The 15,233-nt window shown below is 45.2% G+C and carries 9 protein-coding genes; 6 read left to right on the top strand and 3 right to left on the bottom strand.

What is annotated here, in order from left to right:
• The first annotated feature begins 21 nt into the window (after positions 1 to 21).
• The 3 genes from MLD56_RS03455 to MLD56_RS03445 all read left to right on the top strand — a co-directional run bounded on the left by MLD56_RS03455 (position 22) and on the right by MLD56_RS03445 (position 5,866).
• Complete coding sequence (locus MLD56_RS03455) at positions 22 to 363, top strand: phage tail protein (RefSeq protein ID WP_029515877.1); 342 nt, start codon at positions 22 to 24, stop codon at positions 361 to 363.
• 48 nt (positions 364 to 411) lie between these two features.
• Positions 412 to 4,302, top strand: a complete 3,891-nt coding sequence (locus MLD56_RS03450; RefSeq protein ID WP_029515878.1) for an immunoglobulin-like domain-containing protein — start codon at positions 412 to 414, stop codon at positions 4,300 to 4,302.
• 235 nt (positions 4,303 to 4,537) lie between these two features.
• Positions 4,538 to 5,866 (top strand): exosporium glycoprotein BclB-related protein, encoded by a 1,329-nt coding sequence (locus MLD56_RS03445; protein ID WP_029515879.1) that lies wholly within the window; start codon positions 4,538 to 4,540, stop codon positions 5,864 to 5,866.
• A gap of 68 nt (positions 5,867 to 5,934) precedes the next feature.
• On the opposite strand, the gene nirD is transcribed toward MLD56_RS03445, so the two are convergent.
• Both nirD and nirB read right to left on the bottom strand, forming a co-directional pair.
• Positions 5,935 to 6,264, bottom strand: a complete 330-nt coding sequence (gene nirD, locus MLD56_RS03440; RefSeq protein ID WP_029515880.1) for a nitrite reductase small subunit NirD — start codon at positions 6,262 to 6,264, stop codon at positions 5,935 to 5,937.
• A 39-nt stretch (positions 6,265 to 6,303) separates the two neighbouring features.
• Positions 6,304 to 8,733, bottom strand: a complete 2,430-nt coding sequence (nirB, locus tag MLD56_RS03435) for a nitrite reductase large subunit NirB (protein WP_029515881.1) — start codon at positions 8,731 to 8,733, stop codon at positions 6,304 to 6,306.
• A 406-nt stretch (positions 8,734 to 9,139) separates the two neighbouring features.
• On the opposite strand from nirB, the gene MLD56_RS03430 reads away from it, so the two are divergent.
• The 3 genes from MLD56_RS03430 to MLD56_RS03420 are packed head-to-tail and all read left to right on the top strand — an operon-like array spanning position 9,140 to position 13,139.
• Positions 9,140 to 10,819: a spore germination protein gene (locus MLD56_RS03430; RefSeq protein WP_029515882.1), complete on the top strand. Its 1,680-nt coding sequence runs from the start codon at positions 9,140 to 9,142 to the stop codon at positions 10,817 to 10,819.
• A 24-nt stretch (positions 10,820 to 10,843) separates the two neighbouring features.
• The gene (locus MLD56_RS03425) at positions 10,844 to 11,947 is read left to right on the top strand and encodes a GerAB/ArcD/ProY family transporter (protein WP_029515883.1); all 1,104 of its coding nucleotides are present in this window, start codon (positions 10,844 to 10,846) and stop codon (positions 11,945 to 11,947) included.
• A complete protein-coding gene (locus tag MLD56_RS03420) occupies positions 11,940 to 13,139 on the top strand; it encodes a Ger(x)C family spore germination protein (RefSeq protein WP_241113470.1) in 1,200 nt (399 codons plus the stop codon). The genes MLD56_RS03425 and MLD56_RS03420 overlap by 8 nt, the downstream gene beginning before the upstream one ends.
• Before the next feature lie 37 nt (positions 13,140 to 13,176).
• Here MLD56_RS03420 and MLD56_RS03415 read toward each other — a convergent pair whose 3' ends face one another.
• Positions 13,177 to 15,219, bottom strand: coding sequence for a serine hydrolase domain-containing protein (locus tag MLD56_RS03415; RefSeq protein WP_029515885.1), 2,043 nt, complete (start codon positions 15,217 to 15,219; stop codon positions 13,177 to 13,179).
• Positions 15,220 to 15,233: the final 14 nt, after the last annotated feature.

Here is a 15,233-nt window from a genome sequence, read left to right as displayed (position 1 = left end):
ATCTAAAAAGGAGTTGTAGGTATGAAGAATCATTTTTGGAAGAAAACCGCTGTGTTGAGTTTGTTAGCGGTCATTTTGTTAGGTGGAACGGCAATCAGTCCCAAACAGGCACATGCAGGTTATGAGCCTTATATTGGGGAAATTACGGTGTACCCGTACATGTTCGCTCCTAAAGGTTGGCTAAAATGCGAGGGCCAGATCTTGAGCATTGCTCAGAATTCAGCATTATTTAGCCTGCTGGGCACTAATTTTGGCGGCGATGGAATGAGCACATTTGCATTGCCTGACTTGCGCGGAGCTTCCCCGTTGCCAAATGTAAACTACTACATCGCAACCGAAGGGGCATACCCGTCCCGCCCATAAGATGAATACGCTCAATAGTGTGCTATTTAATAAAGAAGAGGTGATAGCGTGCTCGAAGGCAATAACTTCACACGCAACAAATTGAAACCCTATCGGTTGCTGGTTCCATTGCTGCCATTCATCGGCGGTGCGTTCCTGCTCATAGGGACGAATGAGGCACATGCTGCCGGTTGGGAAAATGTAGTGTTGCACAAGCCTGTAAGCTCAAGCGGTTACACGCAACCCTATGATCCCTCCAGAGCGGTAGATGGGTCAATCGAGCCAACAAGCCGCTGGTATCAAGCTAGCAACGGTGAGAAATGGATCCAGGTAGACTTGAGAGATTGGTATATCGTAGATCGATACGTTGTTACAGGTATGGGTGTCCATTATGGATGGAACGATCAACGTGATCCATACAGTTTCCGATTGCAGACAAGCAGCAACGGAATTAATTGGGTGACTGTTGATACCGTACAGAATAATGGAAGCTCTAATGTTGAAAAGAGCATTGCCCCTGTAACTACACGATACTTGCGATTAACTATTGATCAAGGAAATGCAAGAAACAATCAATGGACTTCCATCATGGAATTCGCAGCTTATGGGGAGCAATTGCCTATTCCACAGGCTCCGGGCCATTTTGCAGGAACCAAAAATGGAAATACAGTGGAGTTAAGCTGGGATGCTGTTCCTTATGCAACATCATACAAAGTCATACGAGATAGCGTAACGCTCTATACAGGCAGCTTAACCCAATTCATAGACACTTCAGCCTTGCCGCCAGGTGAAGCAATTTATACGGTTCAGGCTGTGAATGCTAAAGGGGAGAGCACTCCCTCAGAGGTTAAAGTGATTATACTTACCGATGCCGAGAGAGTTGCACAGGCAAAAGCCGCTCTTGCTTTAGGCTTTGCATCTGGAGATACAGCTGATTCGGTATCTCAAAATCTGACACTACCCCTCACTGGATTGAATGATACGACGGTGAGCTGGAGTTCGGATACTCCTGACGTCATTACGAATGAGGGGGCTGTCACACGCCCGCGGTACGATCTGGGTGACCGAAAAGTAAAACTGACAGCTACGATTGCAAAAGGAACCGCCTCGGATACTCAAACTTTCGAAGTTACCGTACCGAAGATAACTGCACATGATACATTGGATCAAGCAGCAGGTGCCCTCTCGCTTGGCGATTTGTCTGCGCTGACAGAAAATATATCTCTCCCATTATCCGGTTATGGTGGTACGCAGATCGAATGGTCCTCGTCCAAACCTCTTGTCATTGCATCAGATGGAACACTCACCAGACCCTCTTATAGTAGTGGAGATACTGACGTTATCCTAACGGCTACCCTGCAACTTGCAGGCTTAACGAAAACAAAGAATTTTACTGCGCATGTATTCCGTCTGCCCATGAGCGATACAGAAGCCGTTGACGCAGCATACAGGGCGCTTGAGTTGCCAATGACTACAGTAACCGGAGACGTATATTTGCCAAAAGACGCATTGAATGGTGTTCAGGTATCATGGTCATCGACTCAGCCCCAGTTCCTGGATCATACGGGGCATGTAACATTCCCAAGCTATGTGCAAGGCGATCAGACCATCACGCTGGAAGCAGTTGTGTCACGAGGCGGGGTTGAGCTGCGAAAAACATTCAGCCTGCTCGTGCCCGCACTGCCCGTAAGTGCTGATGAAGCCGTAAATTTGGCAGCAAATACACTAAATTTGGATTATCCGCAAGGGATTAAGGATTCCATTGCTCTGCCTCGTACAGGAGCATTTGACACCCAGATTGACTGGTCTTCGGATCAACCGGATATCCTCAGCAATAGTGGTCAGGTGAATCGGCCTAAATATACAGACGGTGATGCGAATGTACAATTAATTGCCATTATTTCTAAAGGTGCAGCTTCTGTACAAAGAACATTCACGATCACAGTGCTGAAGGCATTGCCGAATACACCTTACGTACGATTGAACGGCAGTAATCCAATTGTTCTGGAAACCGGCGACAGCTTCACTGATCCAGGAGCCAGCGTACTGGACAGTGTTTACGGCAATATCCTGCTCCCTGAGCTTTCAGGTAGCGGGAATGTTGATACAAATGTACCTGGTGTATATGTATTGAACTATGCTTATAGCGACAACGGGGGTTGGACGGCAGAGCCTGCAGAACGCCATATAAACGTGCTGCCTCGTGCTGTTACAGCCGCAGCAGGCAATGAGGATATAGCCTCTGTGATCGTTACAGGCGCCTTACCGAACGCACGGCTTGAGCTGTACAATGCTCAGCAGGAGCTTATAGCGGAAGGAATTGCTTCCGGAGAGGGTAGATATACATTTATACCCGTTCCTGAAGGAGCCACCTACTATGTGCTACAGAACGTAAATGGCATGAAGAGCGCTCCGTCAGGGCTAGTGTATCCGCAAGGGTTAACCGCGCAGCGCGTTGCCGATTCCATCACAAGCATAACACCTCCTACAACAAGTGATACATTGCTCAGGTTGCCTGTTGTACCTGATGGTTTCCGTGTGACCATCAGCAGCAGTAGCCAGCCAGACATCGTGCGTACAGACGGAACTATTGTTCAAGCAGGTACTCCTTCCGTTGTAACTATCATGCTGGATGTTATGAGGGTAAGTGATGGTTCTCATGCTTTGACGCAAGCCATAGAAGTCACCGTTCCTGCCAAGGTAATTGCGAATACAGGCAAATCTAACAAAGATAAGACTGAGGATCTATCTACTTTCGTGCCACAGATCGGATTTTCCGAACAAGGGAAAGAGTTCTCCCTCTTTGTTCCTTCGCCGGCATTTCTGGATGAGCAGATACAGCAAGCACTTCGTGAGGGCAAAGCATACGCAGACATTCGTTTGGAGCAGGAAAAACAAATGAGTCGTGTTCTCCTTCCTCATTCTTTACTGAATAAGTGGGATAAGATGGGTGCATCGGTAATATCCCGATATGGAACACTGAGGATATCCAGTGACACCTTAACCAGCATGGCCTCAGGTCAGCAGGACGTTACATTGTCATTCCAGCAGGTAGATGTACAGCGTGCACAGCAGATCCGTGATTGGGCTGAGCAACAATCCAGCCTGACGCTGATGGGTCCGGTTACAGACATCAAGGCCAATGTGATAGGGACATCGACCATCATTCTACCGCTGGATAACGAATCCTTAGGTGAGTTACACAATGCAGAGCCCCAGTTCTCCATTCTTGTTATTCATGAGAATGGTGAGCGTGAGATTCTAAAAGGTACTGCTGTAATGGATTCAAAAGGAATTTTGTCGGGTGTGAGTCTGAATACGACCGAGTTAGGTACCTTTGCCATCGCCACAGATGCAAAGCCTCAAACCGATCATAGCCGTGTGCCAAATGACTCAATTAATTCGTCAGATTCGCAAGAGCTAGCTCAAGTATGGCCAGATGTACAAGGCCATTGGGCAGCGAAGTCCTTGCAATCTCTTGCAGACAAAGGCTGGATACAAGGCTATAAAGACGGCAACATACGTCCTGAGCGCGCTGTAAGCCGTGCAGAATTTGTAGCCATACTGACCAGAGCATTGGGAACTGCTGGAGATGAGAGCCCTTCTACCTCATTTACAGATATGAAGGGACACTGGGCTGGATCAGCTGTGGATTCTGCTTACCGTCAGGGATGGATTCAAGGGCTAACCGCTCAAACTTTCGGACCTGATGAGAGCCTTACCCGTGAACAGGCGATGGTGATCCTGTCACACGCGATGCAGAATCAGACATCCATTTCCAGCACTACTGCACTGCAATCCTACAAGGATGAGCAGCAGATTTCAGCATGGGCCTCCGCAGCATTCCAAAATGCAGTATCCTCCGGCTGGATCAGCGGTTATCCAGATGGAACGCTCAAGCCAAAAGCGGCTATCAGCAGAGGTGAGATGGCTGAACTGTTAGTACGTATGCTTAAATAAGAATTTTCAAGTTTCATAGATCAGATGAGTATAGCCAATACAACGCGGCCTCCAAGCTTTTCGGGGGGCCGTATTTTTTATGTGTATTTTATGTAACGAGCCTTCAACAATCATTTTTGCTTGGTCATTCACCCTTTTCGCTTCAGAAAATATATTATGAGTATCTGCGAAACGGGGCGATGAACCACCTGTCACCTCTACTGTAGGAAGAACGATCAGGAGGAGATATTTGAGCATGAAACATAAAAAACCGTTCAGGTTCAGTGGTGCATCAAAAAAAGATGAAGACTGTAAACCAACAAGAGTAAATAGAAGTATCGAAGATCTTCTCAGGCTGATTAATGAAATGACCGCGATTATCCCCATCGTGTTCGCAAACCCTTCTGCGGCTAATGTATCTTCCTTGCAACAGGTTTTAAGACGTCTGTTGTCTCTGGCGAAAAGCTTAAGGCTTCGCGGCGGGGCCAAGGCAGACATACTGGCAGCGCTGGAGCTTGCTATTGTTGCGTTAGAAGCTACACCTTTCTCGCCGATCGGCGTAGGTACTGCACTGCAACAATTGCTGGATGCGCTATTGTCCATCGTTTTACAAGAATCCCTCGATCCTGCTCTTAAGGACAGCTTAATCAACGCGATCAGAATCACTGGAACGATGGTTAGCAACGTATTAGGTGAAACATACTTGTCAGGGGAGCCCGGTGCACAAGGAGCCCCAGGGCCTCCAGGGCCTCCAGGACCGGTGGGACCCGGCGGTGCGCCTGGACCAGCAGGTGGACCAGGGCCACAAGGACCTCCAGGACCTATCGGAGCGGCCGGACCTGTGGGCCTTGACGGACCTGCGGGACCTGTTGGAGCGACTGGACCTGTGGGCGCCGCTGGGCCCGCTGGGCCTATCGGGGCCGCTGGACCGGAAGGCCCTGCCGGACCAGTCGGCGCTACGGGTGCTACGGGAGCCGATGGTCTACCGGGCGCGGTTGGCGCTGTCGGACCCGCTGGGGCCACGGGTGTTACGGGCGTTACAGGGATTACCGGAGCCACCGGCTCGGGAGCCATCATCCCGTTTGCTTCCGGAGGGCCTGCTACACTGACAACTGTTCTTGGTGGGCTGGTAGGAACCACAAGTTTGATCGGCTTCGGAAGCTCAGCTACAGGTATTGGCCTCGTAGGCGATACCATTGACCTCACAGGTACGCTTGTAGGACCGCTTATTAACTTTGCTTTTTCCGTACCACGGGATGGCGTAATTACCTCTATTGCTGGTTACTTCAGTACAACAGCTGCTCTGACCCTCTTAGCATCATCCGTTAGCATTACTGCCCAGTTGTTTAGTTCCCCAACACCTAATAATTCCTTCACAGCGATTCCCGGAGCTACCGTTATATTGACTCCCCCACTGACTGACATTGTTGCTTTGGGAACGATCTCTAGTGGTATTACTACCGAATTGGCTATACCCGTAACCGCGCAGACCCGTCTACTTATGGTCTTCTCAGCAACGGCTACAGGAGCCTCCCTCCTCAACACCGTGGTGGGTTATGCGAGTGCAGGCATTACCATTACCTGATCCAAGCCGAAAAGGGCCCAACAGGATTGTCCTGTTGAGCCCTTTTTATTTGTATTCCATCAGATGAACTAAACCGTTTCGAGCGATATTTTTACTTCTTCTCCCTCTTCACAAACAGCGAACGTTTTAACTTGTCCGTGATCAGGCTCTTGAACGATGCCTGTCTGCAGGTCAATTTTCCAGTCATATAAAGGATCATAGATATAATGACCAGATACTATCGCCTCTGTAAGAGGACCTCTTTTGGGATGAGGATTGATATTTTCAACGGCATAAAGCTCATTCTCCGAAGTGCGAAAAACAGCAATTTCGACACCTTTGATGTGGATGGTACGTCCTATTCTGATCGGAAAATCCTTACTGTGACCGACGACAAGCCATTCGGCATTTTTGATCATTTGCTTGATTGCTCCCTTCCTCAGGCATTTTAGATACAATTACACAATAGACGGGGTGACAACCTCGAATAAATTCTTGCGTGAATCCTCATCATTGATGATCTTTTTCCAAGGGTCTTCGACCTGTTGCAGTGCAAATTCGATACGTTCTACTAAAGCTTGGCGATTAGCTGTATCCTGAACGACTGCTTTCTGAATCTCTTCCAGACCGATCCGTTCCACCCACTCCGAAGTACGTTCCAGGTATTGTCCTGTTTCGCGGTAGAGTTGCATTACGCTACCTACAATATCAATCAACTCGGCGTCGGTTTTCACTTTACAGAGTGAATCAGCCAACCGTGCTTTAATACCGCCATTACCACCGATAAAGATCTCCCAGCCCCCATCATTACCTACGATTCCGATATCTTTGGTACATGATTCCGCACAGTTGCGTGGACATCCATTAACCGCTAATTTGAATTTTGCCGGGAAGTCCAGTCGTTCGAATTTCCGTTCCAACACTTCTCCCATTCCCATCGAGTCCTGTGTGCCAAACCGGCAAAATTGCGATCCAACACAGGTTTTAACCGTACGAAGTGACTTCGCGTAGGCATACCCCGACGGCATATCGAGTTCTTCCCATACTTTAGGCAGATCCTCTTTACGGACACCGATCAAATCAAGCCGCTGTCCTCCTGTTACTTTAACGACCTTAACGTTGTATTTAAGAGAAACATCTGCTATCTTCTTCAAATCTTCTGGGGTCGTTACACCGCCGTACATTCTAGGAACAACTGTAAACGTTCCATCCTTTTGAATGTTTGCGTGCAATCGCTCATTTACAAAACGGGAATCTCCCTCATTTTCATAGGTATCCGGGTTAATCATTCCCAGATAGTAATTCAGCGCTGGCCGGCATTTGGAGCAACCTTCATCATTATGCCAACCCAGTACATTCATCACTTCACGCGTAGTTGTCAGCCCTTTGGTTTTGATCGCTTCCACAATCTCGTCCCGGCTCAATGTTGTGCAGCTACATATTCCTTGCTTGGCTGACGTCTTGAAGCTGTCTCCAAGAACATATTGTAGAATCTGCTCCACGACCGGCTTACATCCTCCACAAGAACGAGTTGCTCCGGTACATGCCTTAATTTCATCGACTGTAGTCAATCCATTGTCATTAATTGCATCAACAATGGCCTTTTTAGTTACACCGTTACAGCCACACACAATTTCATCATCGGCCATCGTTTCAGCGGATGATGTTTTCGACCCGTGATTGCTGCATCCAGTACCCATGAGCTGTCCATATATTTCATCTGTCATCAATGTTTGCTGACGTACATATTTTTGCAGGCTAGCAGATTCACTCACATCGCCAAACAGTACAGTTCCAACAATCTTATTTTCACGAAGCAGCACTTTTTTGTAGGTCCGCTTCCACTCATCTTTTGCTACAATCACCGTATGTTCAGGCTGGGTTATGAATTCGCCAGCTGAGAAAACATCCACCCCTGAAATTTTGAGCTTGGTGGAAACCACCGATCCCATATAACCTTCAGTTTCCGCGCCTGCCAAATGTTTGGCAATGACACTTCCCTGCTCAAACAGCGGAGCTACCAGACCATAACAGATTCCGCGGTGTTCAACACATTCCCCTACAGCATATACATCCGGCACAGAGGTTCTCATCAAATCATCGACTACAATACCACGGTTCGTTTCCATACCACTTTGCACAGCTACCTGAATATTAGGCTTGATCCCAACCGCCATAACGACCAAATCCGCTTCCAGCTCGCTTCCGTCAGAAAACCGCAGTCCTTGTACCCGATCTTGACCGTACACCTCCGAAGTTTGCATTTGCATAGCAAACTTGATTCCCTGGCGTTCTAGTTCTGCTTTTAGCATCGCAGAGGCTTCCCGGTCTAGCTGACGTTCCATCAAATCTTCCATTAAATGAACGACCGTAACATCCATCCCCAGATTGACCAGGCCTTTAGCTGCCTCCAGCCCCAACAGACCTCCACCAATGACAGCGGCCTTTTTATAGGTCTTTGCCGCTTCCAGCATTGCCGAGCAATCGGCGATATCTCGGAAACCAATAACTCCCGGTAATTCTTTACCCGGAATAGGCAGAATAAACGATTGTGAACCAGTAGCCACCAAAGCCACATCGTAATCAATTTCCAGTCCGTCTTCGGTGAGAATCTTCTTGTTCTCACCGTCGATACTTTTAACCATTTTTCCTGTATATAAAGTAATCCCTTGATCCGCATACCATTGCAAATCGTTCAGTATGATATCATCTATTGTTTTACTACCTTCCAACACATAAGAGAGCATGATCCTGTTATAGTTCGGATGCGGCTCACTTCCCAGGACTGTAATTTCATATTTATCTGTTAATTTTAAAATTTGTTCGACCGTATTGATACCAGCCATCCCGTTCCCTATAACCACAAGCTTCTTTTTACTGTTTATCATATACCGGTTCCTCCATTCATTCGACGCTACTTCCTATCCGACGACATCTCTACGTTTCTAATGAATATTGTTTATGCTTCTATTTTAATACAGCAGATAGAGCTATATGTGACTAGAATCACAATGTAGTTAAAATTAAGAATATTTAGGGATTTCCCTATTCCGTTTCAAGGGATTTTGCTCCATTCTCTACACTGGCTCTCAGTGCTAGATAGCTCTATAACAACAACAGAAGTGTTTCGTGTGAGATCTGCCGTAATGATTAGATTTAAAAATAGTGTAGTTGATGATCATTTGCTCTGGTCATCGAACGAATCTTTCCAGTTCATGTGTAAATACAACCTTTATAAGGAATACTTTAGGGACAACTTGTATCTTAGAATTGATTCGTTTGGAGGTGGTCATCTTGTGGTCTAAAATAATTTCTTATATTCCGAGCTGGAGTATACTCTTTCAAGCAGGCCTCGCGTTGATTATTCCTTTAGGGATTTATTATATAAACACCTCGATTTATTCGTTTGTCGGTAGTAAGGGAGCGAAATCCAAACATTCTTCCGGTCGGCCGCTCTCCGATGAAAATAACGAAGGGCACCTTGATCAACAGAATAAACCAAACTCTAAAATTACAGGGAATTACGATTCCGATTTAAATTCGATCCGAGAGTCTATAGGCGGAAATAGTGATGTGCATTTTCGTGAGTTTATGTTGAAAAAATTTCATGCTCGGTCCGTATTAGTCTTCATAGAAGGCATGCAGGATGAAAAGCTTATGAGCAATCAGGTATTGGAGGTCTTGATGTTTGAGGGCCAGCAGGACCAACAGGAACAGCCGGAAAGTATAAGTAGCTCTTTTATAAAAGATAGCTTGATGCCACTTACGCAAATTAGTGAAGTTACCAGTATGGAGGAACTGCACGAGTTCATCCTTTTAGGTCATACTGCCTTATTAATTGAAGGAATGAAGGAAGCACTACTGGTAGGCTCGCCTAATGGCGCCATTCGCTCCGTCAATGAACCAACCTCTGAAGCACTACTTCGGGGTCCCAGAATCGGTTTTACGGAAGTATTAAGTGAAAATACTTCGATGCTTCGACGCCAGGGCTTAAATAAAAGTCTGGAAATGAAGAAATTTCAAGTGGGAAGCCGAATCAAAAAGGATCTGGTTGTCGCGTACATCAAGGATATTGTGAATCCGGATCTTCTTGAAGAAGTAAACCGCAGAATATCAAAAATAGATATGGATTTTTTGGCTGAATCCGGTTATGTGGAGCAACTCATCGAAGACAATTATTTAAGTCCGTTCCAGCAGGTTCACAACACAGAGCGACCCGACCGTGTCATTAATGCATTACTGGAAGGAAGAATAGCCATTCTTCTGGACGGGACTCCCTTTGCACTTATTGTCCCGGTGACCTTCAGTATGCTGCTTCAATCTCCCGAGGATTATTATGAACGCTGGATTCCAGGTTCACTTTTACGTTTGCTGAGATTTTTTGGAGCTTTCATAGCGCTGATGGGCCCTGCTTTGTATATCTCTTTTATTTCATTTCATCCCGGTTTGATTCCGACCAAGCTGGTCATTAGCATCATTCAGACCCGTCAAGGCGTCCCTTTTCCTTCCGTCATTGAAGTCATGATTCTGGAAATTTCGATCGAAATCCTGCGGGAAGCCGGCATCCGATTGCCCAAACCCATTGGTCCTGCAATGGGCATTGTGGGAGGCTTGGTCATCGGCGACGCTGCTGTAAATGCGGGCATCGTCAGCCCCTTCCTGGTGATTGTGGTTGCGGTAACTGCCATTTCTTCATTTTCGATACCGACATACAGTGCGGGCATTACCTTGCGCCTACTGCGTTTCGTCGGCATGCTCTTTGCAGCAATCCTGGGGATGCTCGGAACCATATTGTTCTTTCTGTTGATTTGTATCCATCTGACGAAATTGAAAAGCTTCGGCGTCCCATATGTGACTCCCTTTTCCCCGATGCGTCTAAGCGACTTGAAAGATATGTACATCCGAGCTCCTATATCTCTAATGAAACGAAGACCTGTTATGATGAAAACGCAGCAAAAAAGGCGTAGACCATGATGCCAAGACGAAGGAGGAGCTACTGTGTTTAGACGCTCTGATGACAAGATCACAACGAAGCAGGCGGCTGTATTCCTGACCAATACCGTATTGGGCGCAGGGATTTTGACACTGCCGAGGGGTGTAACTGAACAAGTACAGACTCCTGATGCATGGCTTTCTGTCCTCATCGGTGGAGGTATTGTCATATTCGTCGTCTGGGTCATGGTGAAATTAAGTCAACAGTTTCCCGGAAACACCATATACCAATACTCCAGAAGAATTGTAGGCACTGTTCCGGGAGGAATCTTAAGCGTGCTATTGATTATATACTTTATAATCATTGCCGGCTTTGAAATACGTGTGTTAGCTGAAGTGACCATGTTTTTTCTACTCGAAGGCACACCCATCTGGGCGATTGTGATTCCATTTATCTGGGTAGGGAGTTATTTAGTTTTTGGAGGCATTAATCCCATCGTGCGACTGTACCAGATTGTACTTCCAATCAGTCTTTTCTTTCTGCTTTTTTGTTTTCTCTTTAGCTTAAGGATTTTTGAAATTGATCATCTTCGTCCCGTATTGAGTGAAGGGGTTTTGCCCGTCATCAAGGGGCTGAAATCAACTATCCTTGTTTTCAGTGGATGTGAAGTCGTCATGACACTGGTCGCTTTTATGCAGCACCCCGAGAAGGCATTTAAGGCCATGGTAGTGGGGATCAGTATCCCTTTAATTTTGTACTTTTTGACCGTAGTTATGGTGATCGGCGGGCTATCGGTAGATTCCACTGTGACAAGTACTTGGCCTACCATTAATTTGATGCGCAGTTTTGAAATCCCTGGATTTCTTTTTGAACGTCTAGAGTTTCCACTGCTAGTGATCTGGATGATGCAAATGTTTTGTAATTCCTGCAGTTTTTTCTTCAATGCATCCTTAGGTGTTTCACAGGTGTTTGGTTTTAAATATCGTTATGCGGTTTTCGGTTTAATCCCGCTAATCTTTATCTCCACAATGACTCCTGTTCGTATGATGGAAGTGTTTAGCCTGGGCGATGCGATCGGATATATGGGAATCCTATTATTTATTTTGATTCCGGTATTTCTCTCCATTGTGTTCATGATCAGGAAGAAGGGAATGAAGCAAAATGTGTAGACGACCTATCCTATCTGTACTGCTTGCCTTTATTCTTCTGGTGACTCAAGTCGGTTGTTGGAGCAGCAAAGAAGTAGAGGAACTTAGCATATATACAGGACTTTCTCTGGATAAGGGGGAGCTCACTCCATTGGAACAGGATCTGGAGAAGAAAGGTAGCCGTTACTTCAAGAAAAATAAAATTACGGCCAGCGTACAAATCGTCCCCAAAAAATCATCTGGAAGCCCAAACCAACAAGGCGGAGGAGGGGGACAAGAGCCAAACTATAACAACATAACTGGCACAGGAGATTCTTTGCTTGAAATCTTCCGGCAGCTCTCTCTCCGTTTGGATCGCCCCGTTATTGGCCACCATCTAAAGGTCATGGTGGTTGCCACCGATTTGGCGAAAGAACAGACGATGCAGCAATTGATGGATTTTGCGCTTCGTGATAATGATATTCGCCCGAGTTGTTTGGTCTTTTTAAGCAAGGGACGAGCAGCTAGTACTTTAGTTACCAAATATAAGGAAGAAGTCCCATCCATTCATATTCTGTATATGCTTCGTAACCATTTCAGAACCAGCAAGGTAATGAGGGGGGTCAATTTGTCTGAATTGGATGGGATGATGCATTCCAAAAAAAGCTATATATTGCAAAACATCACTGAATCCGATGGGGAATTGGAATTTTCAGGTGCTGGTATTATTAAAGGAGATACCGGTCACTGGATAGGCAGTTTGGACCAACAAGACGTGGAGAGTATTGGATGGATTACAGGTGATGTTAAGGGCGGAGCTGTAAAAACATATGACAAGCGGAATGAAGCTATCACTTACGAAATCAAATCGGTAAAAAGCAAAATAACAACTAAAGTAACCGAAGGCAACGATATCTCGTTTCACGTAAAAATTGAATCCAAAGGACGTTTAATCGAAAACTGGGATGATAAAGCGGACCCGACTGAGACACAAAACATGAAGGAGGCTGAGAAAGAGTTTGAAAAACAAGTGACTCGCAGGATTAAGTCTCTTATGCACAAATTACAGTCAGAATATAAAGTCGATGTTGCCGGTTTTGGTGACCATTTGCATATTGAGAAACCGCAGGTGTGGAAAAAGGTAAAGGATAATTGGGATTACAAATTCAGCAAAACACCCGTAACCTTTGATATAAAATTATCCATTACGGATTTAGGTTCATCTGCTGAATGAAAAAGTCGCTCCTGAATTTCCAGAAGCGGCTACACACTTAATTCAAATTGATTTTAAATACATCCCCTGCATTGCCACCCAAAACGATCAAGCCACCTTTGGGCAGTACAACCGAATTGTTATTGCTAGCAGTTGAAAATTGTACAACCGCTCCGTTTTCATCATAGACAGCGAACCCTCCGCTTGTTGGAAAATCAACGGTCATCGTTTTATCGGCTGAGTTTTTATCTATTTTATACCATGTGGCTTGGCCATTAGATGGTATGGTATACACTGATTTTCCTCCCAAGATAGGTTTAACAGCATCTTCACTGATATAGGATTGTCCATCTATGGTTAAATACTCCGAACCATCCTTGGTATTAAAATTCAGATCAAATGCATCTCTTCCACTCATAACAGGAATCTCAACGGCATTTACTGCTTTATTCTCATCCACAATTTTAGTACCACTTGCGTACCCATCATGATCAACGGATATTTTTTTCGTTATAAATGAGGGGGCCAGATAAAATATGGAAGATATCTTTTCATCCAAAGCATAATAATTTTTCCCGTTTCTGTTTTCCCATGCCTTTTTAACTGTGAGATTTACAGGATTGGCATCTAGCTTTTGATATTCATAAGTCACCATAACCATTTGACCTAATCCCGGAAAGTTTAAATATAGGTTAGCCTTAATATACGTTTTCCCGTTTTTTTGTTTGTCAAAGCTTATGGCTACACTGCCATCACTGCTTTTGAATTGTCCATTGCCTGTATACACATATTTTTGCGCCGGGACGAATCCATCCAAAAAAGCAGGTAAATCAAACTCACCGTTTTTAATCTCTACATTGATGGTTGTACCCACAGAACCGTATAATCCCGAATAAGAAAGTAAATCAGATGGCATTTCCACCTTTACAGGAGGCTCAAATGTTTTCTCAGGTATGATGTCTTTAATGATGCCCTTATCTTTTAAAACTTCCAATAAAATGTTAGAAGCAAAAATACTATCTAAGATGGAAGACCCTCCAGATGAAAGCACAGCCATAGAAATATGATGCTCTGGTATGGTGATCAAAGTAGAGTGATACAAAACAGTATCCCCACCTTTAGATAACGCAGTTATTCCGTAATCACTAAACGGTGCCAACTGAACCGCATCCCAACCAAGTCCATAATTAAAGCTGTTTGTCTCTTCAGGTACCCATATTCCCTTTCGATATTCATGACTTTGCATGGACTTCGCCGATTGTGCAGATAGAATATCGGGTCTGTTCCCCGTTAACACTTCTGAAAACATAGCCACCTCTTCTGCGGTGGAGTATAAGCCCCCTGTCCCGATGACATTGGCATTTTCAACCGGTAAGGCCCCCTCAATCGCAGGAAAATAAGTTTTGGACAGCTTTTGTCTATCAAATTGATCGAGAGGTGTTTTGGTAGATTTCAAACCCAAAGGGGTATTCATATGCTTTGCCAGGAAATCGGTGTAACTTAGACCGCTCACCCGCTCAACTAATATTTCAAGCAATTGAAATCCATCATTGGTATATACGGAATATTCGCCAGGGTTTGATTTTAAAGTTTCTGATTGCAACCTTAGCAAGAGCTCATCATGATTTTCTGTATCATTGTCATTAAATAACATACTATTTTTATAGTGAGCACCATAAAGACCTGATGAATGATTTAACAGCATACGCGGTGTAATTTGTTTGTATCTTTCATCAGACATTTTAAAGTCCTTAATGTATGTTGTTAGCGGCTGATCAATATCTACCTTATGGGCATCCACCAGCATCATCGTTGCAGCCGATACATACATTTTACTTGTAGAGCCTATACCGAACATCGTATCTTTGGTGATCGGCTCGTTGGTTGCTTTATTCTTTACACCCACGCTATCCGATAATACGATGTTTCCATGATCCATAATGGCATACTGCACACCGCTAACACCGTATTTGGATACCAGCTCCGAGGCCAGACTGCGAGCCTTTTCCTTGATAGGTTCATCAGTGCCTTGAGCAAAAGTATTCGTCATCGGCAGTACAAAAAGCATAGCAGAAACGAACACAGCTATTATTTTCTTCATTCCATATTTCCTCC

The organism is Paenibacillus peoriae (genome assembly GCF_022531965.1).
Taxonomy (GTDB): Bacteria; Bacillota; Bacilli; order Paenibacillales; family Paenibacillaceae; genus Paenibacillus; species Paenibacillus polymyxa_D.
Note: the sequence above shows the minus strand (reverse complement) of the source record. Positions and strands in the feature narration are given on the sequence as shown.